The sequence below is a fragment of the Ruegeria sp. THAF33 genome, assembly GCF_009363615.1.
In the GTDB taxonomy this organism is placed as follows: domain Bacteria; phylum Pseudomonadota; class Alphaproteobacteria; order Rhodobacterales; family Rhodobacteraceae; genus Ruegeria.
The window spans coordinates 866,309-892,971 of sequence record NZ_CP045384.1; the positions used below are offsets into that span (position 1 = coordinate 866,309).

The window sequence follows — 26,663 nt, forward strand, 5'->3', positions numbered from 1 at the left end:
GTTGCAAGAGAAGACAAAAAAATGGGCGGGTAATGCCGCCCCCCGGATTACTTGGCGTAACCGATTGTCTGCAAGGCCTCTTTGATCTCGTCCAGAATGGCTGGATCATCGATCGTTGCAGGCATTTTGTAATCCTGACCGTCTGCAATCGACACCATCGTACCCCGCAGGATTTTACCCGAACGTGTCTTGGGCAACCTGTCGACGACGACGGCCAGTTTGAAGGCCGCCACCGGGCCGATCTTTTCCCGCACCATCTTGACGACTTCCTGAACCACGTCGCCATGATCCCGATCAGCACCGGCATTCAGGCACAGGAACCCAACGGGCATCTGACCCTTTAGCTGATCCGATACACCGATCACCGCGCATTCGGCCACATCCGGGTGAGCGGCAAGCACTTCTTCCATCCCCCCGGTCGACAGACGGTGACCCGCGACGTTGATGACATCATCGGTGCGGGCCATGATGTAAAGATATCCGTCCTCGTCGATCATGCCGGCATCGCCGGTTTCATAATACCCGGGGAAATGTTCAAGATAGGATTTCCTGAACCGTTCCTCGGCGTTCCACAAGGTCGGCAGGGTGCCCGGAGGCAATGGCAGTTTGACCGCGATGGCCCCCAGTTCGCCGGCTTTCATCGGGTGGCCGCCTTCGTCGAGAATTTGCACGTCATAGCCGGGCATCGGTTTCGCGGGCGAACCCAGCTTGATCGGAAGCTCTTCGATGCCCAGCGGATTTCCGGCGATGGCCCATCCGGTTTCTGTCTGCCACCAATGGTCGATCACCGGAACCTTCAGCGCATCCTGCGCCCAGATGATGGTGTCGGGGTCAGCCCGTTCCCCCGCAAGATACAGTGCCCGCAGATGAGACAGATCATACTTGGCGATCAATTCGCCTTTGGGGTCTTCTCGTTTCACGGCACGGATCGCCGTAGGGGCGGTGAAGAAGCTTTTCACCTTATGTTCAGAGATCACGCGCCAGAAGGTTCCCGCATCAGGGGTGCCGACTGGTTTGCCTTCGAACACAATCGTCGTGTTGCCGTGGATCAGGGGGGCATAGCAGATATAGGAATGTCCGACGACCCAACCCACATCGGACGCCGCCCAGAATACATCACCGGGATCAACGTCATAGATGTTCTTCATGGTCCAGTTCAGTGCCACCAGATGCCCGGCAGTGGGGCGCACGACGCCCTTGGGCGCCCCCGTGGTGCCCGAAGTGTACAGGATGTACGCCGGATCGTTTCCGTCGACGGGAACACATTCCGCCGGTTCGACACCGTACTGGAACCCGTGCCAGTTGTAGTCACGCCCTTCGATCAACTGCGCAACTTCCTGTTCGCGCTGAAAGATGACGCAGAAATCCGGCTTGTGCTCGGCAAGTTCGATGGCGCCGTCCAGAAGCGGCTTGTAGTGCACGACCCGGCCAGGTTCCATACCACAGGACGCCGCAATGACGGCTTTGGGTTTGGCGTCGTCGATACGGACTGCCAGTTCGTTGCTGGCAAATCCGCCGAACACAACGGAATGCACAGCGCCCAGACGTGCGCAGGCCAGCATCGCCTCAAGCGCCTCGGGGATCATCGGCATGTAGATGATGACGCGGTCACCTTTCTCAATACCTTTTGCCCGCAGCGCACCGGCCAGATTGGCCACGCGGTTGCGCAGCTCGACATATGAAATCTCGCGCTTGGTATGGGTGATCGGGCTGTCATAGATGATGGCGGTCTGCTCGCCGCGCCCGTTTTCCACGTGGCGATCCACGGCGTTCCAGCAGGTATTGACCCGTGCGTCGCTGAACCATTCATACAAAGGCGCGTTGTCGTCGAACAGAGCTTTGCTGGGTTCCTTGACCCAATCGATCCCCTTGGCGGCGTCCATCCAGAACGCTTCGGGGTTTTTCTTCCAACTGTTATAAACGTCCTGATACGCCATCTCGTCCTCCTCACAACGACTTGGTCTTTGTGTTAGGACCCAGAAAACTATCGGGCAAGCGCGTCAAATGACGACGCGTCAGTTTATCGCAAAATATTTGCAGTAATTCGCGCAACAGCTTGCAAATTTTTGCAAACTTCTTTTCCAGCATTGGATTTTCTGCGCCAAATAGGCCATTTTGCAAACTTGCAAATTCAACCGTGCAAAAGATCACGTCCGAGGCGACTCGGCGCAATGCCAATTCGCCCTTCTTCCGCGTGCCCTATGGCTCCCACGGAGATGCAACGGCATATAGCAGTCAAAAGGTGAGAATTGTGTTAACCGCACCCCCGTAGGGGATGCGGTTTTGGGCGTCGGGCGGCCGGCTTACCCGTAATGCGCCACCGGGGTCCCCGCGATGGCAGCCATGTTCAGCAATCCGCGTGCGGTAATGGATGGGGTGACGATGTGCGCCTTGTTGCCCATTCCCATCAGAATGGGGCCAACTTCGATCCCGTCCGCTTTCATTTTCAGGATATTGCGCACGCCGCTGGCCGCATCCGCATGAGCAAAGATCAGCACATTTGCCGCGCCCTGTAGGCGAGAACCCGGAAAAATCCGCGCCCGAAGATCCGCATCAAGGGCCGCATCCAGGTTCATTTCGCCTTCATAGACAAAGTCGCGCGGTTTCTGGTCCAAGATGTCCAATGCAGCGCGCAGGCGTTTTCCCGATCCTTCCGCCTGATTGCCGAATTGCGATTGCGAACAGAATGCGATCTTGGGTTCGATCCCAAATCGGCGAACATGCCGCGCGGCGCCAATGGTGGATTCCGCCAGTTCTTCGGGCGTCGGCAATTGCCGGACATGCGTATCGGCGATGAACAGGGGGCCGTCTTCCAAAATCATCAGCGACAACGCGCCGTGCGGACGCAGGTTGCCATCGTCAAGCACCTGTTCAACATAGTTCAGATGCCAGCGATATTCGCCGAACGTGCCGCAGATCAGACTGTCGGCCTCGCCCCGATGCACCATGATCGCGCCGATGGCGGTTGTATTTGTGCGCATGATCGCCTTGGCCAGATCCGGGGTCACACCTCGGCGCTGCATGATCTGATGATACGAGCTCCAGTAATCGTAGTAACGCGGATCGTTTTCCGGGTTCACGATCTGGCAGTCTGTGCCCGGGCGAATGGTCAGGCCCAGTTTTTCGCATCGGGATTCGATGACTTCGGGACGTCCGATCAGGATCGGCGTTTCCGTCGTTTCCTCAAGAATAGCCTGTGCAGCCCGCAGCACCCTTTCATCTTCGCCTTCGGCAAATACGATGCGACGGGATGCGACGGCTGCGGCCTCGAATACGGGGCGCATCAAAAGCGCCGACTTGAAAACAGACTGGTTGAGTTTTTCCTTATAGGCCTCAAGATCTTTAATGGGGCGCTTAGCGACGCCGCTTTCCATGGCTGCCTTGGCAACGGAAGATGAGACGACACCCACCAAACGCGGATCAAAAGGTTTCGGAATCAGGTAATCCGGCCCAAAGGTCAGTTGCTCGCCCTTGTAGGCGGCTGCCGCCTCGGCGCTTGTTGTCGCGCGGGCCATTTCCGCAATGCCGTCAACGCAGGCGATCTGCATTGCGTCATTGATCTCGGTCGCGCCCACATCCAGAGCACCCCGGAAGATAAACGGAAAGCACAATACGTTGTTGACCTGATTGGGAAAATCGCTGCGCCCCGTGGCGATGATTGCGTCCGGTGCAACCTCACGCGCGGCCTGAGGCAGAATTTCTGGCGTTGGGTTGGCCAGTGCGAAGATGATGGGACGATCGGCCATTTTCTGAACCATTTCAGGCTTCAGGACATTCGGGCCACTAAGGCCCAGAAACAGATCCGCATCGCCGATTACATCATCCAGAGTCCGCAATTCCGTTTTCTGCGCAAACTGCGACTTGTGCGGGTTCATATCCTCGGCGCGCCCCTCGTAGACGAGCCCGTGAATATCGCACAGCCAGATGTTTTCCTGTTTCACACCCAGTTTCACCAGCATGTTCAGGCAGGCAATCCCAGCAGCCCCGCCGCCGGTTGATACGACTTTGATGTCCGCAAAGGATTTCCCCGCCACATGCAAAGCGTTCTTGGCCGCAGCCCCGACGACAATTGCGGTTCCGTGCTGATCGTCGTGAAAAACGGGAATGTTCATACGCTCGCGGCACAGCTTTTCGACAATGAAACAATCCGGTGCCTTGATGTCTTCCAGGTTGATGGCCCCGAATGTCGGTTCCAGCGCGCAGACGATATCCGCCAACTTTTCCGGATCAGACTGGTCTACTTCGATATCAAAACAGTCAATGCCAGCGAATTTCTTGAACAGGACGGCTTTGCCCTCCATCACCGGTTTCGAGGCTAGCGCTCCGATATTGCCCAGACCAAGAACCGCGGTGCCGTTGGATACCACGGCGACAAGGTTGCCGCGCGCCGTGTACTTTTCCGCGTTTGCGGCGTCGGCTTTGATTTCAAGGCTGGCCTCGGCCACGCCGGGCGAATAGGCGCGCGCCAGATCGCGACCGTTGGCCATCGGTTTCGTGGCCTTGATCTCAAGTTTTCCGGGTTTCGGATGGGCGTGATAGTCAAGCGCGGCCTGTCGCAGGCTGGGGGTGTCAGACATTGAAGTTTCAGTTCCCTCTTAGAATTTGATTTAACATTAAACTATTCGTCCAAGCTTGGCTACGTTGCGTAATTTTGCCGACGTGGCGCAGTTGCACACCCGAAATGGGTTGAATTTTGACATATTTTTTTTACATCTAGGCAACTTTGCAAAACGAACAAACACTCAGGCAAGACGAAGCAGTAATGACTTTCAAGGCAAATGATCAGGTCGATGGCCTGTTCTCCGGTTCTGTGGCGGATACCGGAGTTGTGCGGCTCACCCTTTGGTTTGCGGTGCTGTCAAGTGTTGTGCTTCTTGGTGCTGTTGGCATCTGGCCAGAACAGGCACTGGTTTTCAATCAGGAAGGCGGGTTGTTTGAAACAATTTCCGCGGCGTGTTTGTTTGCAGCGGGTGTGGCCGCTTTGTGGCGATATCCGGGTGTCACCCGGCTGTATATCGGGCTGACATTCCTGTTGTTGGCCGAGCGAGAGCTGGAAGCAGGCGTTTATCCTGAAGGCAGCTTGCCGTTCATGATCCTTGACGGGCTGGATTCGGTGCTGGACGTCACTCTGGTCAGGGTCTTGCTGGCCTGCGTTGTCCTGGGCGGTTTCATCTGGCATGGGATCCCGACGGGATGGCGTGCTGTCAAGCGGTGCGCGCCTTATATGATCGTGTTCATTGCGGCCGGCTGTCTTGCCGTCATCGCTCAGCTTCTTGAAGAATTCGCCGGGCTGCACGGCGAAGCTTTGTCGTCAGTTATGAAGACGCGGCTTTTCGTGATGGAAGAAACGCTCGAGATGTTCTTTTCGATTGGCATTTTGGCCTCTGTTCTGATCGGATGGTCAAAATCGCATTCTGACGAGACATCTCATGACAAAGACATCCGAGCCTTCCCGGACCCAAGCTGAATTTCGTTTGCCTACCCAGGAAATTCGAAACGACATCCCCTTTTATACCAAGGTGTTGGGGATGCAGATGGACATGATCTATCCCGCGGACGATCCGCGCGTCGCAGTGTTTTCAGGGCACGGTCTGCGGCTGCGGATTGAAAAAGACGCGCCCGAAGGTCCGGGAACATTGCGCATCCTGACAGATGACCCGGAAAGCTTTGCAGATGGCCAACGCGTTCTTGTCGCGCCGAATGGGACCCGGATCGAAATCGAAGAGCGTAACCCGCCGCTGGTGATGCCTGAAACGGTTCATTCCTTCGTGGTGCGCAGGCTCAAGGATCAGGCGCCCTGGATCATCGGCCGGGCGGGGATGCACTATCGCGATCTGGTGCCGGATCGTCTGGGCGGATCGATCATCGCCAGCCATATCCGCATCCCGGACGGGGGCCCGGTGCCCGATATGGTGCATTTTCACAAAGTCGGTTTCCAGCTGATATTCTGCATTCATGGCTGGGTGGATGTCGTCTACGAGGATCAGGGAGAAAAAATGCGCCTGACCTCAGGGGATTGCTTTATCCAGCCGCCGGAAATTCGTCACCGCGTGCTCGAGGCGTCAGACAATGTTCAGGTTATCGAGATAGGTGTGCCAGCGGAGCATGTCACGGAAATCGACCATGACATGCAGCTTCCCACGCCGCATTTTCGCCCGGACCGTGAATGGCAAGGGCAACGCTTTGTCTACAACCAGGCCAAGGATGCTGAATGGGTGCCATTCCGTCTTCCAGGTTACATCTGCCGCGATACGACAATTGCCGAGAACACCAAAGGGGTCGCCGGCGTCCAGGTCGTCCGCAAAGGGCAGGGCGATACCGAATGGGCCAGTCATGATACGGACATTCACTTTACCTTCGTGATGGACGGGGCGGTTACACTGGAAGGCGAGGGGCGCGAGCCCTACCGGCTGGAGCAAGGAGACGCCTTTGTCATCCCGCCCGGGATGCGCACGCGCTTGTCCTCGCCCTCGGACAACATCGAGTTGCTGGAAGTCACCTTGCCCGGTACGTTCACGACAACACTGGGTTGACTGAAAAACATTGGCTGGGGGCTTCAATTCCTCGGCCTTTTTACGTAACGATCCAAATTTCTGACCAGATGATCAAAAAACGGGGAATCGCCATGTCGCTCAAAGACGCTGCCTTGTCAGTCCGCGAAAACGCCTATGCGCCTTATTCGAATTTCAAGGTTGGCGCAGCGCTTCGGGCTTCGACGGGTCAGATCTTTTCCGGGTGCAACGTTGAAAACGTGGCCTATCCCGAAGGCACTTGTGCCGAGGCCGGCGCAATCGCCGCGATGGTCGCCGCAGGAGAGCAGGAACTGACCGAGGTCTATGTGGTCGCCTCCAGCCCTCAGCCTGTGCCGCCTTGCGGTGGGTGTCGCCAGAAACTGGCCGAGTTTGGCAAGCGCGATGTGAAGGTTACCCTTGCAACCGTGGACGGCGCTGAATTCGAGACAACCATCGGGGATTTGTTGCCGGGCGCATTCGACGCGTCACATATGGAGGATGTCTGAACGCATGGATGCCCGCTCGATCATAGCAAAACTACGCAGGCAGGAAGTGCCCGGGCGCGAGGAGCTGATCTGGTTTGCGCAGGGGCTTGCGGACGGAAGCGTCAGCGACGCGCAGGCCGGGGCATTCGCCATGGCTGTCTGCATGGGCGGATTGGGCCCTCGGGGGCGTGCGGATCTGACGATTGCGATGCGCGACAGCGGTGACGTTCTGACCTGGGACGTGGACGGGCCCGTGATCGACAAGCACTCGACCGGAGGGGTCGGGGACAGCGTCAGTCTGATTCTTGCTCCGGCGTTGGCGGAATGTGGGGCGTATGTCCCAATGATCTCGGGCCGGGGTCTTGGGCATACCGGCGGAACGCTGGACAAGCTAGAGGCGATACCGGGGGTCAGCACTCAGATCGGGCAGGACCGTCTTGCGCAGATTTTACGCGAAACCGGCGCGGCCATCGTCGGGGCGACCGGCCAGATCGCGCCGGCAGACAAGCGCCTTTATGCGGTGCGGGATGTGACCGCGACGGTCGAGAGCCTGGATCTGATCACAGCGTCGATCCTGTCCAAAAAGCTGGCCGCCAGCCCGGACGCGCTGGTTCTGGATGTCAAAACCGGCAGCGGTGCTTTCATGAAAACGATGGAAGATGCCCGCAAATTGGCCACCGCATTGACCCAGACCGCAAACGCAGCAGGATGCCGCACGTCGGCGGTTATCACGGATATGAACCAACCATTGGCCCCGGCGTTGGGCAATGCCTTGGAAATCGCGGAAGTGATGAAGGTGCTGACCACGTCGAATGCGTCGCCTTTGGCAGACATTTCCGCCGAGCTGGGAGGCGTCCTGCTGACCGATGCGGGGCTCTGCGGAACGGTTGAGGAAGGGCGTGAGAAGATCTTTGAAATCATCCGTGACGGCCGCGCTGCCGAACGGTTCGGGCGCATGATGGCAGCGGTCGGTGGCCCGGTTCAGTTTGTCGATACCTGGGCCCGGTTCCTGCCTGAGGCGAATGTCATCCAAGAGGTTCCGGCCCCGCGGGACGGCTTCATCTCGGCCGTTGACGGAGAAGCTCTGGGTCTTGCCGTGGTTGCGCTGGGCGGTGGCCGTCAGGTCGAAAGTGATGAGATCGACCCCGCCGTCGGCATATCCAGTATTCTTCGGCTTGGGGATCGCGTGTCAAAAGGCGCGCCGATTGCAGTGATCCACGCTGCTCGGGAAGATGCCGCGCGCCGAGCCGCAGAAACCGTGTTGAGCGCGATTGAGATCAGCGATACGGCTCCGACGCTTCCGGATCTGATCCATGAAAGGATCAGCGTATGAGCCGCGCATTTCTAGCCGTCATGGATTCCGTCGGAATAGGCGGTGCGCCTGATGCCGATCGTTTTTTCAATGGCGACGTTCCGGATAGTGGGGCAAATACGCTGGCCCATATCGCGCAGGCCTGTGCCGAAGGGCGGGCCGAAGACGGGCGCTCGGGCCCCTTGAACCTGCCGAACCTCGACGCGCTGGGTTTGGGTGCGGCTGCGCGACTGGCGTCTGGGGACGCAACCCCCGGATTGAACGCCGAACCCAATGGGCTGTGGGGCTGCGCGCGCGAGCATTCGCCCGGCAAAGACACGCCCTCGGGCCACTGGGAACTGGCAGGTCTGCCGGTGCCGTGGGATTGGCACTATTTCCCGGATACGGTTCCGGCTTTCCCTGCGGACCTGAGCCGCGCAGCGGCCCAGGCCGCCGGGACCGAAGGCATCCTTGGCGATTGCCACGCCTCGGGCACGGCGATCATCGCCGAACTGGGTGCCGAGCATATGCGAAGCGGCTGGCCGATCTGCTACACCTCAGCCGACAGTGTGTTTCAGATTGCAGCCCATGAAGAGAGTTTCGGACTGGACCGTTTGCTGGGTATGTGCCGCGCCCTTGCACCGCGCTTGCACGAGATGAAAGTGGGCCGTGTCATTGCGCGCCCCTTTGTCGGCTCGCCAGAGGCGGGATTCGAACGGACAACCAACCGCAAGGATTTCGCCATTCTGCCGCCCGCACCGGTTCTGACCAATTGGGCGCAGGATGCCGGGCGGAAGGTGCACGCGGTGGGCAAGATCGGCGACATCTTTTCCATGCAGGGTATCGACACGCTGCGCAAAGGGTCGGACGCTGAACTCATGCGGCACCTTTCAGATCTGGTGGATGACGCCGAAGAGGGCAGCCTGACTTTTGCCAACTTTGTTGAATTCGACAGCCTTTACGGCCACCGCCGCGATATCAGCGGCTATGCCCGAGCATTGGAATGGTTCGATCACGAGATCGGCAAGATTCTGGCCAGGCTGCGCCCCGGCGACCTGTTGGTGTTGACCGCCGATCATGGCAATGATCCAAGCTGGACCGGGACAGATCACACACGTGAACAGGTGCCGGTTCTGATTTCCGGGTCGGGCACGGGGCAGATCGGCCAGGTAGACTTTGCCGATATTGCCGCCAGCATCGCCCATCACCTGAACATTCCGGCGCAAGGGCCGGGAAGGAACTTTCTATGAGCGTCGCCGATCTGCCGAAAATAGAACTGCACCTGCATCACGAAGGCGCCGCCCCCCCGGCCTTCATACGTCAGCTTGCGCATGAAAAACGGGTGGACCTGAGCGGTATCTTCAAGCCGGACGGATCCTATGATTTCCGCGATTTCGCGCATTTCCTGAATGTGTATGAAGTGGCTTGCGAAGTCCTGAAGACGCCCGAAGACTTCCGGCGGCTGACATTGGCCATTCTCGAAGAAAGCGCCGAAAACGGTGTCGTCTATTCTGAGACTTTTCTGAGCCCCGATTTTTGTGGCGGCGGCGACCTGCACGCCTGGCGGGACTATCTGAACGCCATTCAGGAAGCGGCGGACGAGGCCGAGCGCAAGTTTGACATCACCCTGCGCGGCGTCATTACCTGTGTGCGCCATTTCGGCCCCGATCAAGCCAGGCGCAGCGCCTATTGCGCGGCAGAGACTGCGGGCGACTGGATCACCGGTTTTGGCATGGGTGGAAACGAATCCGTTGGCACGCAGGGCGATTTCAAATGGGCGTTCGATTGCGCGCGCGAGGCCGGGTTGCGGCTGACGACACATGCCGGTGAGTTCGGAGGCCCTCAAAGCGTGCGCGATGCCGTCCGTGATCTGGGGGTCGAGCGCATCGGGCACGGTGTTCGCGCCATCGAGGATCCGGACCTTGTTCGCGAACTCGTCGACCGGGACATCACTCTGGAGGTCTGTCCGGGATCGAATGTGGTTTTGGGACTTTTCCCGGATTTTGCGACGCATCCAATCGCGGCCTTGCGTGATGCGGGCGTGAAGGTCACCGTCTCAACGGATGACCCGCCATTTTTTCACACGACCATGCGGCGGGAATATGAAATGCTGAACGCAGCTTTCGGCTGGGAGGCCGAAGATTTTGCGGCCCTGAACGAAACCGCCCTGGAAGCGGCCTTTTGCGATGACGCTACCCGCGCGCGGGTCAAGAAAAGACTGGAGAAAACATGAGCGAACATCTGACCATCGTCGATCACCCTCTGGTGCAACACAAACTGACGCTCATGCGGGACAAGGGGACCTCGACCGCCGTGTTCCGGCAGTTGCTGCGCGAAATAACGTTGCTGCTGGCCTATGAGGTCACGCGCGAAATTCCGTTGACCACGCGCCATATCGAAACACCGATGGAAGAAATGGATGCACCCATTCTGGCGGGCAAGAAAATGGCGCTGGTGTCGATCCTGCGTGCCGGAAACGGGATGCTGGACGGGGTGCTGGAGCTTGTTCCTTCTGCGCGCGTCGGCTTTGTCGGTCTGTATCGCGACGAAGAAACGCTGAAGCCCGTGCAGTATTACTTCAAGGCACCCGAGAGCCTGAAAGACCGTTTGGTTATCGCGGTGGATCCGATGCTGGCCACCGGCAACAGCTCGGCCGCGGCGATTGACCTGCTGAAAGAGGCGGGGGCGACGGATATCCGTTTTCTGTGCCTGTTGGCCGCGCCGGAAGGTGTGGCGCGTATGAAAGAGGCGCACCCGGATGTTCACATCGTCACCGCCGCACTGGACCGCGAGTTGAACTCGAAAGGCTATATCATGCCGGGTCTGGGCGACGCGGGCGACCGGATGTTTGGAACCAAGTAAACCGGCTTATTCGCCGCATATGTTTTGCAGCCGGACCCAATCACGGTCCGGCAACACCTGTTCCAGTGTCCGGCCGGCCATGGGATCGGCCTCGATCAGACCCAATACTGACTCTCCGGTAATGTCCTGAGCATAGGCGTAAGGGGTGGAAGGCAGGGCGCTTTGCGAAAACATCGCCAGCAAGTCTTCGTCCGGAAGGGAAGGTCGGGGCTGCGAGAGGACTTGTTCGGTATAGGTGTCGATGATCTCAGGTGTCAGTTCCCCGGTCGTCAACAGTCGAAAGGCCGAGGCCGCCCCGGTTCTGTCCAGCAGATCATCCAGCGGGTCGTTGAGCGCCGTCCGCGCGCGCTCTGCAACAACATAGCCTGCTGCGACAGCAGGGTCTTCGTGGTCTTCAACCAGCGCCCGGTTCAACAGAACGGTGCCACCCGGCAAGCTGAGGCTGTCCTGAACGCCGGCGGGCAGAATAACGATCTGCCGCACGCCCGTACGACTGGCCAAGCGATCCAGTGAAGCCTGCGCATCCACGGAAGAACAGGCCGGTCCCGAGACACGCTCGATCCGACGCAGGATCGTGTCTCCGATTTCCTGTCGTTTGATTTCGGGCACGACCGAGACAACATGGTTTTGCAACGCACCGGGCAGCCAAAACAACAATACGGCCAGAACCGCGGCCACAACGCCTCCGACGCTCATCCAGCGCAAACGGCCGGGATGGGGACGCGAGCGTTCGATGGCCCGTTGCAGCCGATCGATCGCTTCAAGCATCGTGGTTTCGGATTCTCCCAGTTCCAGTGTCTCATCCGGATCGCCGTCGGGGCAAAAAACAGCCGGAAAGGCACCGGGGTTCTGCCGTTCAAGCGCCGCCAAAGACCAATGCGTCAAAGCCCTGTCATTGAAATCGGAAATGGTCAGGGTCGCCTTGCCAATCGATACCACGACTTCGCGCCGCTGTTCATCGGGCGAAGGGCGCCACAGACCGGTGGCTTCGATCCGCTGGTACTGTTTCAGGGCCGTCATCTGGTTGGGGTCTGCTCGAAATTGTTTTGCCGCAGCTTAGCATGGTGAAAACGCCGTGCGCAAACCTGTTGCGCAGGTATTCCGATTTGTGCTGGATACCCGTCAGGAAAAAGATCGCCAATCTTTGATCGCAACAAGGGCACGGACATGCAGGCAGATACGACCACCTCTCCGGTGCTGGCTTCAGCCCTTATGGTCGCAGCAATGGCTATTATCGGCGTGATCGACAATGTTGTGATCCTGCTGGCCGAGACGGTCGGGCTGTGGCAATTCCATTTCATGCGGGCATTGCTGATGCTGCCGCTGATTTTCGGGCTGTCCCTTTTGGGGCTGGGCGGGATGAGGCCGCAACGGTGGGGGGCGGTCATCTTACGCAGTCTTCTGATTACGACGGCCATGTTTTTCTATTTTGCGTCGCTGTCGATGATGCCGATTGCGCAAGCCCTGGCAGGGTTGTTCACCTCGCCGATTTTCGTGCTGTTGATTTCGTCCATTGCGCTTGGGCAAAAGATCGGGCCGTGGCGCATTCTGGCTGTGCTGGTCGGTTTTTCGGGCACTCTTCTGGTTTTGCAACCCAACCCGGTCGAATTTGACATGCGTTCGGTTTTTCCAGTTGCCGCAGGTTTTTTCTATGCCTTGAGTTCGATCATGACGCGGACATATTGCGCGCGCGAAAGCACGGTTGCGATGCTGGCGGCCATGGTCATTACCCTTGGGCTGTCAGGGGCCGTGGGCGCCGCCTTGTTCTCGGTTGCACCCGTTGCCACGCTGGACGGGCCGGATGGCTTTGTTACACGGGGTTGGGTCTGGGAAGTGGGGCCCGCGTTGCCATGGATTGTTGTTCAGGCCGTCGGGTCGACGATTGCGGTCTTCATGCTCATCAAAGCTTATCAGGTAGGCGAGACCTCTTACGTGGCCGTGTTCGAGTATTCGGTGATGATTTTCGGGCCGCTCTTTGCATTCGTCGCACTGGGCCAGACCCTCGATTTGATGCAGGTGTCCGGGATTGTCCTGATCGCGACGGCAGGGGTTTTGCTGGGCTGGCGGGCCAGGCGGTCATCCACCCAGCAGGAACTTGCCTGACACATACAACAGCGCATTGCCAACGGATTTTGCACGCTGAAACCTCAATAAGCAGGTTCATTTCAACGGATCAGGTGCAGATGGATTCGTAAGTTCCATGCATGCTGACCGTTTCGAAAATTGCACAAAAGCCTGTTCAAGCCTTGTGAGTGTTTACCAAATCGCCCTGGGAGCGCGCTGAGACGGCCCAAATTGGGCATAAATATGTCCGAAATAAGACAGTCCCGGTTTTTGATGCTAGCTGTTTTGCATAGTGAGTTTGTGCCAAAGGGGGTTAGGCACGTGTCTGAAGTTACGAGTATTTCTGTTTATCTTGATCAGTCGTCGGAAACTGATCCATCCGGTTTGAACCACGCAGTGAACGCGCGCCGTGGTGGTTTTTTGAGCGGCACGAAGGTTGCGACGACCAGCGGGTGGAAACCGGTTGAGCGCATTGCAGTCGGCGATCTTGTCCGAACTCTGGATCACGGGTTCAAAGAGGTGCGCCGCATCTCGACCAGCGTCGTGGTCATTCCTGCCGAAGAGCGCCGTTCCGAGTATTTGCCGGTTTTCGTACCGGCACGCGCCGCGTATAACGGGCGCCCCGTTTGGCTGATGCCCGAACAGGGCATTGCTCTGAACCTGTCGCAGATTGATGCCGATGTCAGCGGATGTTCCGTCGTATCCGCAAGACTGCTGAATGGCGTGGGTCGGTTTATGTCGCAGGCACCGGGATCGTCGTTTGAGGTCCGTTCCCTGTTTTTCGACGAAGATCAGGTGATTTTTGTCGAGGGCGGCCTGCAAGCTTACTGCCCTTCCGGCCTGTTCAACATGCGCGGCAGGGTCAGCGGGGCTGGTTACGATGTCGCCGATGAAGAGACCGGCACAAAGCTGGTCAACCTGATTGCAAGCAGGGGAGATATGTCAGCCCTTGCCAACCCATTGGGTGCCCTGCCTGCACCCATTCCGCAGGAACCGATATTTCCGATCCGTCCGCCCTCTGGGGTCAGGCGGCCGGGTCGACCGGGGCGTCCAAACGCGCCGGTGCTGTTTCTGCGGCCCGAATGGCAGATCTAACCAAACACTGACAAAAACGATGCAGGCGCGTGATTTCACGCGCCTGCGTCACTGATTCAGGCAGCCTTTGCTTCGGGGTTGAAACGCCCGTAGAAGGTTTGACCCTTTTCTGCCATCTCACGCAGCAGCGGCGGGCAGGCAAAGCGTTCGCCATACTTCTCGGCCAGCTGATCACATCTTTCGGCTGCGTAGGGCGTACCGATTATGTCGAGCCAGCTGAGCGGACCACCGGACCACGGCGCAAAGCCCCAGCCCAGAATGGCGCCCACGTCGCCTTCACGGATGTCTTCCAGCACACCTTCTTCCAGCGCCCGAACCGCTTCCAGAACCTGAGCGAACATCAGGCGTTCCTGTACCTTGATCAGGTCGGGCTGGTCTTTGGCAAGCGGATACTTATCCTGAAGACCCTTCCAGTATTCGACGCGCTTGCCTTTTTCGTCATAGTCGAAGAAGCCGGCGTTTGCCTTGCGGCCCAGACGGCCCTGTTCTTCCATCCAGAAGATCAGATCGTCCGAGGGGCTTTCCGGATAGGCATTGCCCATGGCGGCCTTGGTCGCACGGGCGATCTTGGCCCCCAGATCAATCGAGGTTTCATCGGTCAGCTGGATCGGACCAACCGGAAAGCCCAACTGACGTGCGGCGTTGTCGATCAGCACGGGGCTCACGCCTTCGGTGATCATCCGTGCGCCTTCGTTGATGTACGGAATGATGCAGCGATTGGCGTAGAAGAAGCGCGCATCGTTGACCACGATCGGCGTCTTGCGGATCTGGCGCACGTAGTCGAGCGCCTTGGCAACAGCGCGATCACCGGTTTCCTTGCCCTTGATGATCTCGACTAGCAACATCTTCTCGACCGGTGAGAAGAAGTGGATGCCGATGAATTGGTCGGGACGCACGCTTGCCTTGGCCAGATCGGTGATCGGCAGGGTCGAGGTGTTCGAGGCAAAGATGCAGTCCTCGGGGATGATCGCTTCGACCTTTTTGGTCATCTCGGCCTTTACGCCCATGTCTTCAAACACGGCTTCAATGATCAGGTCACACCCTTTCAGATGGTCCAGATCCGGTGTCGCCGTGATGCGGGCCAGCATGGCCTCTTTCTTTTCGGCCGTGACCTTGCCGCGCTTGATACCCTTGTCCAGATAGGTTTCGGTATAAGCTTTGCCTTTGTCGGCCGCCTCTTGATCGCGGTCGACCAGAACGACTTCCATGCCAGCTTGGGCAGAAACCAGCGCGATACCGGCCCCCATCATGCCAGCGCCCAGAACGCCGATCTTCTTGACACGCTGATCGGGCACATCTTTCGGACGGACCGCGCCTTTTTCAAGCGCTTCCTTGTTGAGGAACAGTGACCGGATCATCCCCGACGAGGACGGGTTCATCAGCACGTTGGTGAACCAGCGGGCTTCAATTTTCAAAGCGGTGTCAAAGTCGACCAGCGCGCCTTCATAGATCGCGCTCAGAAGGGCTTTGGCCGCGGGGAAGGCGCCTTGTGTTTTCCCGTGAACCATGGCGCTCGCGCCCACGAAGGTCATGAAACCGGCAGGGTGGTAGGGCGCGCCACCGGGCATCTTGTAGCCCTTCGCGTCCCAGGGTTTCACCAGATCAGCGTCCTTGGCATTCAGAACCCATTCCTTGGCTGCGGCAACCGGATCGTCGGCAACCGCGTCGATCAACTGCGCGCCCTTGGCCTTGGCCGGGTCCATCATCTTGCCTTCAAGCAGTACGGGGGCCGCCGCCATGGCGCCCACCATGCGGCTGTAACGGATGGTGCCGCCGCCGCCGGGGAAGATGCCCAGCAGGATTTCGGGCAGCCCGATCTTGGACTTTGGATTGCTTGTCATGACGCGGTGATGGCAGGCCAGTGCGATCTCGGTCCCGATCCCGGCGCAGGTTCCGTTGATCGCGCAGGCGATGGGCTTGCCACCTTTCTTGGTTTTGGGGTCCATGCCCGCCAATTCCAGCTTGCGCAGGATGTGATGCCCGCCCATGACGAAATCAAACAACGCCTGCGCAGGTTCGTCCCCGGCTTCCTGACGGATAGTGGCCAATGTGTTCAGGTCCATTCCGCCGGCAAACGAGCCTTCCTTGCCCGAGGTAATGACAATACCTTTGATCTCGTCGTCGCTCAGGGCCTGATCAATCAGTTGGCTGACTTCTTGAAAAGCCTCGCGGGTCAGCACGTTCATGGATTTTCCCTGGGCGTCCCAGGTCACAAAGGCGACGCCGTCCGCGTCTTTGGTCAGAGTGAAATCAGTCATTGTCATCTCCAATCTGGTCAGCCGTCAGCGGGCTGCCGTCTTTCCGGGTGAAAGAGAATCCGTTTTCATCATCCTTCACCATCATGTCTATGTCGCTGTAATAGCCGGTCTCGGTCGGGGTCCGCGTGCCCACCACCAGAAAGGTCGCGGGCGCATCGGTCTTGTTCACAAGGTGGTGGCCATTGGCCTCACCAGCGGGCCAAGCGGCGCAGTCACCGGGCAGCATCTCATGCTCACCATCGTCATCGATCAGCACGCATTTGCCGCTGAGCATGATGGCAAACTCGTCCTGCTCCATATGGTAGTGGCGCAGCGACGAGAGGCCCTGAGGCTCCAGCCGCACGATGTTGACCCCGTACTGGGTCAGCCCGCCCGCATCCCCGACGCGCTGCACGAAACGACCAGCGGTCGCCTCGGCCAGCTTGCCCGGATAGGACGAGCCCCCCTTGAACGGGATCTGAGAGAGATCCAGCTTGGGCATCAGACCCGCTCGATAATCGTTGCCGCACCCATGCCGGACGCAATGCAAAGCGTGGCCAGACCGGTTTCCTTGTCCTGACGCTCCAGTTCATCCAGCAAGGTGCCGATGATGATCGCACCGGTTGCGCCCAGCGGGTGACCCATCGCGATTGATCCGCCGTTGACGTTGACCAGCGCCGGATCGACGTCAAACGCTTGCTGGAACCGCAGCACGACCGAGGCAAAGGCTTCGTTGACCTCGAACAGGTCCAGATCGCTGATCTTCATGCCGTTGTCGGCCAGGATCTTCTCGGTCACAGGAACCGGGCCGGTCAGCATGATGGTCGGGTCGGTGCCGATTTTGGCGGTGGCCTTGATGCGGGCGCGCGGTTTCAGGCCGTATTTTTCACCAAATTCCTTGTTGCCGATCAGGACGGCCGCAGCCCCATCCACGATGCCCGAGCTGTTGCCCGCATGGTGGATGTGATTGATCCGCTCAAGATGCGGGTATTTCAGCATCGCCACTTTGTCGAAGCCGGGCATCTGCTCGCCCATCATCTGGAAGGACGGGTTCAGCGCGCCAAGGCTTTGCATGTCGGTGCCCGGCCGCATGTACTCGTCGCGGTCCAGAATGGGCAGGCCGTTCTGGTCTTTGACCGTGATGATCGACTTTTCGAACCGGTTTTCCGCCCAGGCTTCCGCCGCGCGCTTTTGCGACTCAACTGCCAGAGCGTCCGCGTCATCGCGGCTGAACCCGTATTCCGTGGCAATGATGTCGGCCGAGATGCCCTGCGGCACAAAGTAGGTCTCCATCGCCAGAGAGGGGTCAACGGCAATCGCCGCCCCGTCGCTGCCCATGGGAACACGGCCCATCATCTCAACGCCACCTGCGATGTAGGCGTCGCCAGCGCCGCCTTTGACCTGGTTTGCGGCCAGGTTCACGGCTTCCATCCCGCTCGCGCAGAAGCGGTTGATCGCCAGGCCGGGGATCGACTGGTCCAGATCCGAGGCCAGAACAGCCGAGCGCGCCAGACAGCCGCCTTGCTCCATCACTTGCGTGACGTTGCCCCAGATCACGTCCTCGACGGCGTGGCCTTCCAGGTTGTTGCGTTCCTTCATCGCATTCAGGGTCAGGGCGGACAGGCGCACCGAGGTCACCTCGTGCAGGCTGCCATCCTTGCGGCCCTTGCCGCGCGGGGTGCGCAGGGCGTCATAAATATAAGCTTCGGTCATGGGTCTTCTCCTCAAGCTCGATCCGACGGATTGCCGGGCATCAGGTCATAGGGGTGTTTCCAGCCGGGCTGTTCGGACAGGCGAGTCAACCAGGCGTCGATGTTGGGCCAGTCGGCACGGTCAAAGCCGAATGGTTCGGGGTAATACAGATAGCCGCAGCAGCTGAGATCGGCGTTGGTCACGCCGTCACCGACGATCCAGTCGCGGCCTTCCAGATGCGCGTTCAGCACCTGATAGGCGGCCTTCAGGCGGCCCTGGTTGAAGGCGATCACATCCGGGTTGCGGTGCTGTTCGGGCAGAAAGTTGATCAGGAACCGGGTCAGGCCCGCCATCGAGCTGAGCTTGTGATTGTCCCACAGCACCCAGCGTAGGACATCATAGTTCTCTTCCCGGTTTTTACCGCCGAACTTGCCGGATTTTTCAGTCACATAGGCTTGAATGGCACCGGATTGGGAGGTTTGGAAATCACCATCGACCATGAAGGGCGCTTCGCCCATCACGTTGATTTCCGAACGGAATTCGGGGCTGCGGGTGACGCCGTTGAAGAAATCGACAAAGACCGGTTCCCAATCGAGGCCGGACATCTCCAGCGCCAGAGCGGCCTTGTAGGAATTGCCGCTTTCTCCGAAGCAGTGCAGTTTTATGGTCATCCAATCGCCCCTCCCGTGGCGTTTTGTGCGTCTTTCATCCTAGCTTGGCGGTTTTGGTGCCTAGCGCTTGCGCGCCTCCAGCTCGGAATTGAAAAGACGCAATCGATGGGTAAGGTTGTCTTCATCAATGACGCTGTTGAAGTTTTCGAACAGAAAAGACAGCGCTTCGCCTTCATCTAATCCTGCCTCACGGGCAAAAGCCCTGAGCTTTCGATAGCCGTCCTCGGTCATGGCGACCGGGAATCGGCGGGTCAGGCGAAATCGTTTTGGCATTGTATCTCCTCCGAAAACCGGCTCCGGGGTGGGACCCCGGAACCGGAGAAAGATCAGAAGTTTGCAGCCTCCAGCGCCATGACCGTGTCTGCGCCGGTTTGAATGCGCGACAGATGCAACGCCGTGGCGGGCAGACGGCGGGCCATGTAGAAGCGGCCGGTGTTGATCTTGGTCTCGTAGAACTCTTTGTCCGACGTGCCACTGTCCAGCGCTTCTTGTGCGGCCTTGGCCATACGGGCCCACATCAGGCCCAGGCAGACATGACCGAACATGTGCATAAAATCGTAGGAACCGGACAGCGCGTTGTTCGGATTTTTCATGCCTTCCTGCATGAAATACATGCCAGCCGCCTGCAGATCCTTGGACGCAGCCTTCAGCGGTTCGATGAAGGCTTTGTCATAAGCCTCGTTCTGGCCTGCGTTTTCCTTGCAGAAGGTTTTGACCATGTCGAAGAAGGCCATGACGTGCTTACCGCCATCCTGCGCCAGTTTGCGGCCAACAAGGTCCAACGCCTGAACGCCGTTGGCGCCTTCATAGATCATGGCGATCCGGGCATCGCGGGTGTATTGCGACATGCCCCATTCTTCGATGTAGCCGTGCCCGCCATAGACTTGCTGCGCCTGAACGGTCATGTCGTAACCTTCATCCGTCAGGAAGCCCTTGATGACTGGGGTCAGAAGCGAGATCAGCCCGTCCGCGTCCTTGTCACCCGATCGGTGCGCTTTATCGATCATGGTCGCGCCCCAAAGGATGAACGCGCGTGCGCCTTCGGTGAAGCTTTTCTGATCCATCAGATTGCGACGGATGTCAGGGTGAACGATCAGCGGATCAGCCGGGCCATCGGGGTTCTTTACACCGGTTACATCGCGGCCCTGCAGGCGGTCTTTGGCGTATTCCAGAGCGTTCTGATACGCCGCTTCGGCCTGCGACAGGCCTTGCATGCCCACACCCAGACGCGCTTCGTTCATCATGGTGAACATCGCACGCATACCTTTGTGCTCTTCGCCCAGCAGCCAGCCGGTGGCCTCGTCATAGTTCATGACGCAGGTCGAGTTACCGTGGATGCCCATCTTTTCTTCGATCTTGCCGACCGAGACGCCGTTGCGTTCGCCCAAAGAGCCGTCTTCGTTGACGATGAACTTGGGCACGATGAACAGCGAAACGCCCTTAATGCCTTCGGGTCCGCCGGGGATTTTGGCCAGCACCAGGTGGATGATGTTATCGGCCATGTCGTGATCGCCAGCCGAGATAAAGATCTTCTGGCCAGAGATTTTGTAGCTTCCGTCGCCCTGCGGTTCCGCTTTGGTGCGCATCAGGCCCAGATCGGTGCCGCAATGCGGTTCGGTCAGGTTCATGGTACCGGTCCATTCACAGCTGACCATTTTGGGCAGGTACTTGTTCTTCTGCTCGTCCGTTCCGTGCGCCAGAATCGCCGAGGCCGCGCCGTGCGTCAGGCCCTGGTACATGGTGAAAGCCTGGTTTGAGCCCGAGAACATCTCACCCACAGCAGTGCCCAACACATAGGGCATGTTTTGGCCGCCATACTCTTCCGGCATGTCGAGGCCAGTCCAGCCGCCTTCCTTCATCTGCTCGAAGGCTTCCTTGAACCCGGTCGGGGTGTACACAATACCGTTTTCCAACCGGCATCCTTCGGTGTCGCCGACAACGTTCAGCGGATGCAGAACATTTGTGGCAACTTTGCCGGCTTCTTCCAGAACCGCGCCGGTAAACTCGGCTTCCAGTTCGTTATAGCCGGGTATGTCCGACTCTGAGACATTCAGCACGTCGTGCAGGATGAACTGCATGTCTTTGGTTGGCGCGTTGTAAACGGGCATGTGAAGCTCCCTTAATTCATATGTCCGGATGACAGGTCGAGGTTACTCGGCTGCCTTCTTTTCCTGTTTCATCGAGGCGATGACTTTCTCGCCCCAGCGCAACTGCTCTTTCAGATCGTCGATGGCCTGCGTCAGCTCTTCGCGGCGCGCTTCCATGTCCTCCAGACGCTCGCACGCGATTTCATAGGTGCGGGTCATCTGTGTGACCTGCTGGTCGCCTACATGGTACAAATCCAGCAGTTGTCGAATTTCTTCCAGGCTGAACCCAAATCGTTTGCCGCGCAGGATCAGTTTGAGCCGCGCCCGATCACGCTTGGTGAACAGACGTTTCTGGCCTTCACGGATCGGGAACAGAAGTTCCTTGGCCTCATAGAACCGCAAGGTGCGTGGCGTGACATCATAAGTCTCGCACATCTCACGGATGGTCATCACATCTTCGGTCATTCGTCATACTCTCGTCACTGGCGTCATGAGATATGAGTTGCGCAGTTGGTACGCGCTTTACAACATGAGAGTGACGTTTACGTAATCCAGACGCTGCGTCATTTCAAAGTTGACGTAACATCCGGTCACGTAAGCACGGTCTGACGCAATTTTCTTTCCGTAGCGTCATGCGGAATTTCCCGCCAAAGCTGTCGCAATTGCGGAAACACCGCGCATCTGCTTGCGCAGATTCAGGGTGATCAATTCGATTTTTCGGATGGGGGGCGGCTATCCCAAGGACTTGGCCGTCTGGTCGCGCAGACGCTTGAGTTCGTCCATGGCTTCGTCCAGTTGCTGGCGCTGCTGCTGAAGCTCGTTCATCTGGCGATCCGCCATCTCGACGAAGGTGGCCATTTGCGCCTCATTGCCCTGATCTTCGTAGATCAAAAGCCATTGGCGGATCTCTTCCAGGGGAAATCCGAACTTGCGGCCGCGCATGATCAGCTTCATCCGCGCGCATTCGCGCGGGCCGTAAAACCGGGACCGACCTTCACGGTCCGGTTGCAAAAGTTCGATGTATTCGTAATAGCGCAGAGTGCGCGGGGTCACGTCGAACTCGGCGCACATCTCTTTGAATGACAAACGGTTGTTGGACATTCCCGATCTCCTTGTCAGCAACCTAGGCGGTCCCGATCCCAAGCGCAACAGGTGGGCTTGCCCTTTGCGGAAACAGCGGCTCATAAAGGACGGGCAGAGAACAGGACGCAAACCAATGGTCGACAAGACAGTTTTAGCCCGCCAGTTTATTGAGGCGATCCCCCATGCGCGGGCATTGAACCTCAAGCTCACGCAGATCGGTGAGGGCGAGGCAGAGATCACTTTGCCCTACAATGAGGATCTGATCGGGGATCCGCGCACAGGGGTGATTCACGGTGGGGCGATTTCCACAATTCTGGACACATGCTGCGGTGCTGCTGTGATGAGCCACCCCTCGGCCCCCGGCGGGACAGCCACGATCGATCTGCGCATTGACTACATGCGCGCAGCGACACCGGGTCAGACGGTGACAGCGCATGCCGTCTGCTATCACATCACGCGGAACGTGGCGTTTGTACGAGCCACGGCTATGGACCATGACAAAGACCTGCCGGTGGCCACGGCCTCGGGGTCCTTTACGGTTGAGGGGAAATAACATGGCAAGACCTCGTCCCGAACCAATGCAGGTGGTCAAGCAGCGACGCGACGCAGCGTTGCGTGCGCTGGTTGACGGTGTCCCTTACATCCGATTTCTCAATATCAGCTTCGACCGGCGCGGGGATGAACTGACCGGCGTTCTGAACTTCGATGACAAGTTGATCGGCAACCCGTTCCTGCCTGCGATTCACGGCGGTGTAACCGCGGCATTCCTCGAAGTGACCGCTGTCATCACCCTTAGTTGGGAACATATGTTCCCGCGTATCGAAAGTGGCGAGATCGACGGAGAGGCCATTGTGACCGATCCGAATATCCGCTTTCCCAAGACCATCGACTTTACCGTCGACTATCTGCGCTCGGGCCTTCCACGGGACGCATATGCACGGGCTTTCATCAGCAGATCCGGGCGGCGGTATGCCTCGGTCCGAGTCGAAGCCTGGCAGGACAACCACGCGAAACTGTTCGCGCAGGCTTCCGGACATTTCCTGATGCCGCAACCTCCCAGAGACAAGAGCTGACCGTGCAGGACTCCTCGGCGCCCATCACGCACAGGCGGGTGCTGAAGATCGCGGTGCCCATAGTCCTGTCGAATGCCACCGTGCCGATACTGGGTGCGGTGGATACCGGCGTTGTCGGTCAGATGGGCGAGGCGGCCCCGATCGGGGCGGTCGGCATCGGGGCTGTGATCCTGTCCACAATTTATTGGATCTTCGGTTTCCTGCGGATGGGCACAACCGGGATGGCGGCGCAGGCACGCGGGGCAGGCGACACCGTTGAAACCCGGGCGCTGCTGATGCGCGGCCTGATCCTGGGAGGCGCGGCAGGACTGTTCTTTATCCTTGCGCAGGTGGCCGTGTTTGCGGGTGCATTCGCGCTTTCCCCGGCAAGCCCCGAAGTCGAAGCCCTGACCCGATCCTATCTGGAAATCCGCATCTGGGGGGCGCCTGCAACCATCGCGTTATATGCCGTTACCGGCTGGCTGATCGCCGTCGAGCGTACGCGCGGCGTGTTCATCCTTCAGGTCTGGATGAACGGGTTGAATATCGGTCTCGACCTGTGGTTCGTTTTGGGCCTTGGCTGGGGGGTCGAAGGGGTTGCGATTGCCACCCTGATCGCAGAATGGACCGGTTTGGCCTTGGGGGTGTGGCTTTGCCGGGATGGGTTCGCGGATGGAATCTGGCGCGATTGGGCTCGGGTTTTCGATGCCGCCCGGCTGCGGCGCATGTTGCAGGTCAACGGTGATATCATGCTGCGATCGGTTCTGTTGACCGGATCGTTCACGACATTCCTTTTTGTTGGCTCGGATCTGGGTGACGTGAATCTGGCGGCCAATCAAGTCTTGCTTCAATTTCTTGAAATCACCGCCTTTGCGCTTGATGGGTTCGCCTTTTCCGCCGAAGCGCTGGTCGGAGGCGCAGTCGGTGCCAGAGACAGGTATCAGGTGCGTCGCGCCTCTGTCATGGCCTCGCAATGGGGTGTGGGGGGGGCGCTGTTGCTGGCTGCGGTTTTCTTCGTTGCCGGTCCGGCGCTGATCGACCTGATGTCAACTTCACCGCAAGTGCGTGAAGCCGGGCGCGAATACCTGTTCTGGGCCGCAATCGCCCCGGTGATCGGAGTGGCAAGCTGGATGTTCGACGGTATCTACATCGGTGCCACCTGGACCCGCGCCATGCGAAACGCGATGATTCAGTCGGTGGCGATCTATGTGGTCGCTTTGTTCATGCTGGTGCCTGTCTTCGGCAATCACGGCCTGTGGGCCGCGCTGATGGTTCTCAATATCGCACGTGGTGTGACAATGGGCTGGCGCTATCCCAAGCTTGAAGCCCAGGTGGCCTAGAGCAACGTCAACAGGTTTTCCGGCGGACGTCCGATGGCGGCTTTGTCCCCGGCAATTGCAAGAGGGCGCTCGATCAGGATCGGGTTTTCGGCCATGGCACGGATCAGGTCTTCGTCGGGCGAGGTTTTGGCCAGCCCCAGTTCCTTGAACCGTTTTTCTCCTGTGCGCATCATTTCGATGGGCGACAGCCCAAGCGCGGATTGCGCAGCGCGCAACTCGTCGATTGACGGCGCGTCTTCTAGGTACTTTCGAACGCAGACCTGCGCACCGTTTTCTTCCAAAAGCGCCAGACCGGCGCGGGATTTGGAACAGCGGGGGTTGTGCCAGTATTCGATCACAGCCAATCCTCTCGTTTGCTGCCTACGGCTTGCGATACAGTGTCAAAACCGTCACGCGCCAGCAAGTCATCCAGCCCTTTGGCGATGTCGGCCGCCAGGGAAATGCCGCCATACACCATTGCGGTATAGAACTGCACGGCCGATGCCCCAGCACAGATCTTGGCATAGGCTTGCTCGGCAGTGCTGATGCCGCCCACGCCGATCAGGGGGATATCCCCGTCCGTCAGTTTGCTCAGCCGAGCCAGTACGCGGGTCGACTTTTCAAACAGCGGGGCGCCCGACAAACCACCACTTTCGTCTTTCTGCGCGCTGCGCAACCCGTCGCGGGACAAGGTGGTATTGGTGGCGATCACAGCGTCCACCCCGGTTTCGCGTGCGACTTCGGCGATGTCCTGCAATTCCGCCTCGGTGAGATCCGGAGCGATTTTCAGAAAGATCGGCAGCGGGCGCGGCAGCGCATCACGTGTCTCGATCACACCGCTCAACAACGCGGTGAGAGCGGCTTTGCCCTGCAAATCCCGCAGCTTCTCCGTATTCGGAGATGATACGTTGACGGTTGCAAAATCCAGGTGTTCGGCACAATGGGCCAGCACTTTGACAAAATCGCCCGCGCGGTCTTCGCTGTCCTTGTTGGCCCCCAGATTCAGGCCGATGACCGCGTCTTTGGGGCGGTCTGCAAGCCGTTTGGCCATCATCTCCATGCCTTCATTGTTGAAGCCAAAGCGGTTGATGGCTGCCTTGTCCTCGGTCAGGCGAAACAGGCGGGGTTTGGGGTTTCCCGGTTGCGGGCGCGGCGTGACCGCCCCGACCTCGACAAAACCGAACCCGGCGCGGGACAGCGGGGCCAAAACCTCACCATTCTTGTCGAACCCGGCGGCCAGCCCAACCGGGTTCGGCAGCGTCAGCCCGGCAACGACGGTTTTCAGGCGCGGGGTCGTTACCGGCCCGGGTGCGGGTGCAAGCCCTGCCTTCAACACTTTGATCGACATCCCGTGGGCTGTCTCGGGGTCCATGCGGTGCAGGGCGGCAAGGCCCAGTTTCTCTGTCAGTTTCATCCGAACGTCGCCCCGGCTTCACTTGAACCGCATCGGATTAGGCGCGACGTTTCCACCGCCGCCTGACGGTGGATCACCGCCGCCCGATAGGCTGGGTCGGTGACCATTTCCAGAAATGCGTGTGCCGTCGGATAGCGGGCGATGAAGACGGCATCCCACGCCTCGTCCGCCGGGCCAATCAGGGTTGATTCAAACACCCCACGCCAAAGGATGCGCGCCCCGATACGTTCAATGATCGGAGCGGTTTCGGCCCCGTAGTTCTGATAGGCTTGCGCTCCGGTCAGCCCTGCATTCTCCAGTTCATGCGCAGGTGGGTACTGCGCCTTGGCCCGAAACTTCACCAGGTTGAGCATTTCGATCGGCTGGTCCCGATCCAATGCCTTGAAGGCCTCGAACTGGTCGCGGTCCGGGTCGATATAGGATGTCATGACATGTCCTTTGGGAACTGGTGCGCGGTGCCGTCAAACGGCAGAGGGCGTGACCAAACAACATCGCTCATCCGGATCTGGCGATAGAGATGCGGGAACAGGGCACCGCCGCGCGAGACCTCCCATTTCAGGTCGTCGCCCATCGCATCTGCGTCACAGGCCAGCAAAACCAGACCATCGACACCGGCAAAATGTTTGGCTGCGGTTTCAGCTGCTTGTTCAGCGGTGGAAAAGTGGACAAACCCGTCAGCGACGTCGATCGGAGCACCGTTCGAGGCACCTTGGTCCTGCAAGGTGGCCCACTCTTCGGCTCGGAAAATCTTGTAAATCAGCATACGGACCTGATGCCCCGCGTACGCGTTGGAATCAAG

General features: G+C 58.9%; 28 protein-coding genes. 12 read left to right on the forward strand and 16 right to left on the reverse strand.

Going from position 1 to position 26,663, the window contains the following annotated elements; genetic code table 11:
• Positions 1–47 precede the first annotated feature (47 nt).
• From prpE to FIU92_RS04440, 3 genes are all read right to left on the reverse strand, one after another.
• The gene (gene prpE / locus FIU92_RS04430) at positions 48–1,937 is read right to left on the reverse strand and encodes a propionate-CoA ligase PrpE (RefSeq protein ID WP_152457407.1); all 1,890 of its coding nucleotides are present in this window, start codon (positions 1,935–1,937) and stop codon (positions 48–50) included.
• 10 nt (positions 1,938–1,947) lie between these two features.
• On the reverse strand, positions 1,948–2,178 hold the full coding sequence (locus tag FIU92_RS04435) for a hypothetical protein (RefSeq protein WP_152457408.1): 231 nt from the start codon (positions 2,176–2,178) through the stop codon (positions 1,948–1,950).
• A 125-nt stretch (positions 2,179–2,303) separates the two neighbouring features.
• Positions 2,304–4,577, reverse strand: a complete 2,274-nt coding sequence (locus FIU92_RS04440) for an NADP-dependent malic enzyme (protein WP_152457409.1) — start codon at positions 4,575–4,577, stop codon at positions 2,304–2,306.
• A 185-nt stretch (positions 4,578–4,762) separates the two neighbouring features.
• On the opposite strand from FIU92_RS04440, the gene FIU92_RS04445 reads away from it, so the two are divergent.
• The 7 genes from FIU92_RS04445 (at position 4,763) to upp (ending at position 11,150) form a co-directional block, all read left to right on the forward strand.
• Positions 4,763–5,467 (forward strand): hypothetical protein, encoded by a 705-nt coding sequence (locus FIU92_RS04445; RefSeq protein WP_152457410.1) that lies wholly within the window; start codon positions 4,763–4,765, stop codon positions 5,465–5,467.
• Entirely contained in the window at positions 5,430–6,533 is a 1,104-nt protein-coding gene (locus tag FIU92_RS04450) for a cupin domain-containing protein (protein WP_152457411.1), read from the forward strand. The genes FIU92_RS04445 and FIU92_RS04450 overlap by 38 nt, the downstream gene beginning before the upstream one ends.
• Positions 6,534–6,625: 92 nt before the next feature.
• A complete protein-coding gene (locus FIU92_RS04455) occupies positions 6,626–7,018 on the forward strand; it encodes a cytidine deaminase (RefSeq protein ID WP_152457412.1) in 393 nt (130 codons plus the stop codon).
• A gap of 4 nt (positions 7,019–7,022) precedes the next feature.
• Complete coding sequence (locus FIU92_RS04460) at positions 7,023–8,330, forward strand: thymidine phosphorylase (RefSeq protein ID WP_152459833.1); 1,308 nt, start codon at positions 7,023–7,025, stop codon at positions 8,328–8,330.
• Positions 8,327–9,538, forward strand: a complete 1,212-nt coding sequence (locus FIU92_RS04465) for a phosphopentomutase (RefSeq protein WP_152457413.1) — start codon at positions 8,327–8,329, stop codon at positions 9,536–9,538. The genes FIU92_RS04460 and FIU92_RS04465 overlap by 4 nt, the downstream gene beginning before the upstream one ends.
• Positions 9,535–10,521 (forward strand): adenosine deaminase, encoded by a 987-nt coding sequence (locus FIU92_RS04470; RefSeq protein WP_152457414.1) that lies wholly within the window; start codon positions 9,535–9,537, stop codon positions 10,519–10,521. Before FIU92_RS04465 ends, FIU92_RS04470 begins: the two co-directional genes overlap by 4 nt.
• Positions 10,518–11,150 carry a uracil phosphoribosyltransferase gene (upp, locus tag FIU92_RS04475; protein WP_152457415.1) on the forward strand — a complete coding sequence of 211 codons (633 nt, stop codon included), beginning with the start codon at positions 10,518–10,520 and terminating at the stop codon, positions 11,148–11,150. Before FIU92_RS04470 ends, upp begins: the two co-directional genes overlap by 4 nt.
• Before the next feature lie 6 nt (positions 11,151–11,156).
• On the opposite strand, the gene FIU92_RS04480 is transcribed toward upp, so the two are convergent.
• Positions 11,157–12,170 (reverse strand): hypothetical protein, encoded by a 1,014-nt coding sequence (locus FIU92_RS04480; RefSeq protein ID WP_152457416.1) that lies wholly within the window; start codon positions 12,168–12,170, stop codon positions 11,157–11,159.
• Positions 12,171–12,317: 147 nt separating this feature from the next.
• Between FIU92_RS04480 and FIU92_RS04485 the strand changes: the two genes are divergently transcribed.
• Both FIU92_RS04485 and FIU92_RS04490 read left to right on the forward strand, forming a co-directional pair.
• Positions 12,318–13,253, forward strand: coding sequence for a DMT family transporter (locus tag FIU92_RS04485; RefSeq protein ID WP_152457417.1), 936 nt, complete (start codon positions 12,318–12,320; stop codon positions 13,251–13,253).
• Positions 13,254–13,535: 282 nt separating this feature from the next.
• Entirely contained in the window at positions 13,536–14,309 is a 774-nt protein-coding gene (locus FIU92_RS04490) for a Hint domain-containing protein (protein WP_254705357.1), read from the forward strand.
• Between the two features lie 56 nt (positions 14,310–14,365).
• Here FIU92_RS04490 and FIU92_RS04495 read toward each other — a convergent pair whose 3' ends face one another.
• The 8 genes from FIU92_RS04495 to FIU92_RS04530 all read right to left on the reverse strand — a co-directional run bounded on the left by FIU92_RS04495 (position 14,366) and on the right by FIU92_RS04530 (position 22,097).
• Complete coding sequence (locus FIU92_RS04495; RefSeq protein ID WP_152457418.1) at positions 14,366–16,567, reverse strand: 3-hydroxyacyl-CoA dehydrogenase NAD-binding domain-containing protein; 2,202 nt, start codon at positions 16,565–16,567, stop codon at positions 14,366–14,368.
• Positions 16,560–17,048: a cupin domain-containing protein gene (locus FIU92_RS04500; protein ID WP_152457419.1), complete on the reverse strand. Its 489-nt coding sequence runs from the start codon at positions 17,046–17,048 to the stop codon at positions 16,560–16,562. Before FIU92_RS04500 ends, FIU92_RS04495 begins: the two co-directional genes overlap by 8 nt.
• On the reverse strand, positions 17,048–18,259 hold the full coding sequence (locus tag FIU92_RS04505; protein ID WP_152457420.1) for an acetyl-CoA C-acetyltransferase: 1,212 nt from the start codon (positions 18,257–18,259) through the stop codon (positions 17,048–17,050). The genes FIU92_RS04500 and FIU92_RS04505 overlap by 1 nt, the downstream gene beginning before the upstream one ends.
• 11 nt (positions 18,260–18,270) lie before the next feature.
• Positions 18,271–18,909, reverse strand: coding sequence for a glutathione S-transferase family protein (locus FIU92_RS04510; RefSeq protein ID WP_152457421.1), 639 nt, complete (start codon positions 18,907–18,909; stop codon positions 18,271–18,273).
• A 60-nt stretch (positions 18,910–18,969) separates the two neighbouring features.
• Complete coding sequence (locus tag FIU92_RS04515; RefSeq protein ID WP_152457422.1) at positions 18,970–19,182, reverse strand: hypothetical protein; 213 nt, start codon at positions 19,180–19,182, stop codon at positions 18,970–18,972.
• 53 nt (positions 19,183–19,235) lie between these two features.
• A complete protein-coding gene (locus FIU92_RS04520) occupies positions 19,236–21,017 on the reverse strand; it encodes an acyl-CoA dehydrogenase C-terminal domain-containing protein (protein ID WP_152457423.1) in 1,782 nt (593 codons plus the stop codon).
• A gap of 42 nt (positions 21,018–21,059) precedes the next feature.
• Entirely contained in the window at positions 21,060–21,461 is a 402-nt protein-coding gene (locus FIU92_RS04525) for a MerR family DNA-binding transcriptional regulator (protein WP_152457424.1), read from the reverse strand.
• A gap of 267 nt (positions 21,462–21,728) precedes the next feature.
• Positions 21,729–22,097: a MerR family DNA-binding transcriptional regulator gene (locus FIU92_RS04530; protein WP_152457425.1), complete on the reverse strand. Its 369-nt coding sequence runs from the start codon at positions 22,095–22,097 to the stop codon at positions 21,729–21,731.
• 115 nt (positions 22,098–22,212) lie between these two features.
• Here FIU92_RS04530 and FIU92_RS04535 point away from each other — a divergent pair, with 115 nt between their 5' ends.
• Genes FIU92_RS04535 through FIU92_RS04545 form a run of 3 tightly spaced genes read left to right on the forward strand, consistent with a single transcriptional unit; the run spans position 22,213 to position 24,471 of the window.
• The gene (locus FIU92_RS04535) at positions 22,213–22,632 is read left to right on the forward strand and encodes a PaaI family thioesterase (RefSeq protein WP_152457426.1); all 420 of its coding nucleotides are present in this window, start codon (positions 22,213–22,215) and stop codon (positions 22,630–22,632) included.
• Position 22,633: 1 nt separating this feature from the next.
• Entirely contained in the window at positions 22,634–23,152 is a 519-nt protein-coding gene (locus FIU92_RS04540; RefSeq protein WP_152457427.1) for a PaaI family thioesterase, read from the forward strand.
• Between the two features lie 2 nt (positions 23,153–23,154).
• Positions 23,155–24,471 (forward strand): MATE family efflux transporter, encoded by a 1,317-nt coding sequence (locus tag FIU92_RS04545; protein ID WP_152457428.1) that lies wholly within the window; start codon positions 23,155–23,157, stop codon positions 24,469–24,471.
• On the opposite strand, the gene arsC is transcribed toward FIU92_RS04545, so the two are convergent.
• From arsC to FIU92_RS04565, 4 genes are read right to left on the reverse strand one after another with little or no spacing between them, the layout of a single operon-like run.
• A complete protein-coding gene (gene arsC / locus FIU92_RS04550) occupies positions 24,468–24,809 on the reverse strand; it encodes an arsenate reductase (glutaredoxin) (RefSeq protein WP_152457429.1) in 342 nt (113 codons plus the stop codon). The genes FIU92_RS04545 and arsC overlap by 4 nt on opposite strands.
• The gene (locus tag FIU92_RS04555) at positions 24,806–25,864 is read right to left on the reverse strand and encodes a quinone-dependent dihydroorotate dehydrogenase (protein ID WP_152457430.1); all 1,059 of its coding nucleotides are present in this window, start codon (positions 25,862–25,864) and stop codon (positions 24,806–24,808) included. Before FIU92_RS04555 ends, arsC begins: the two co-directional genes overlap by 4 nt.
• Positions 25,861–26,292 (reverse strand): DUF1330 domain-containing protein, encoded by a 432-nt coding sequence (locus FIU92_RS04560; protein WP_152457431.1) that lies wholly within the window; start codon positions 26,290–26,292, stop codon positions 25,861–25,863. The genes FIU92_RS04555 and FIU92_RS04560 overlap by 4 nt, the downstream gene beginning before the upstream one ends.
• Complete coding sequence (locus tag FIU92_RS04565; RefSeq protein ID WP_152457432.1) at positions 26,289–26,627, reverse strand: DUF952 domain-containing protein; 339 nt, start codon at positions 26,625–26,627, stop codon at positions 26,289–26,291. Before FIU92_RS04565 ends, FIU92_RS04560 begins: the two co-directional genes overlap by 4 nt.
• Positions 26,628–26,663 lie beyond the last annotated feature (36 nt).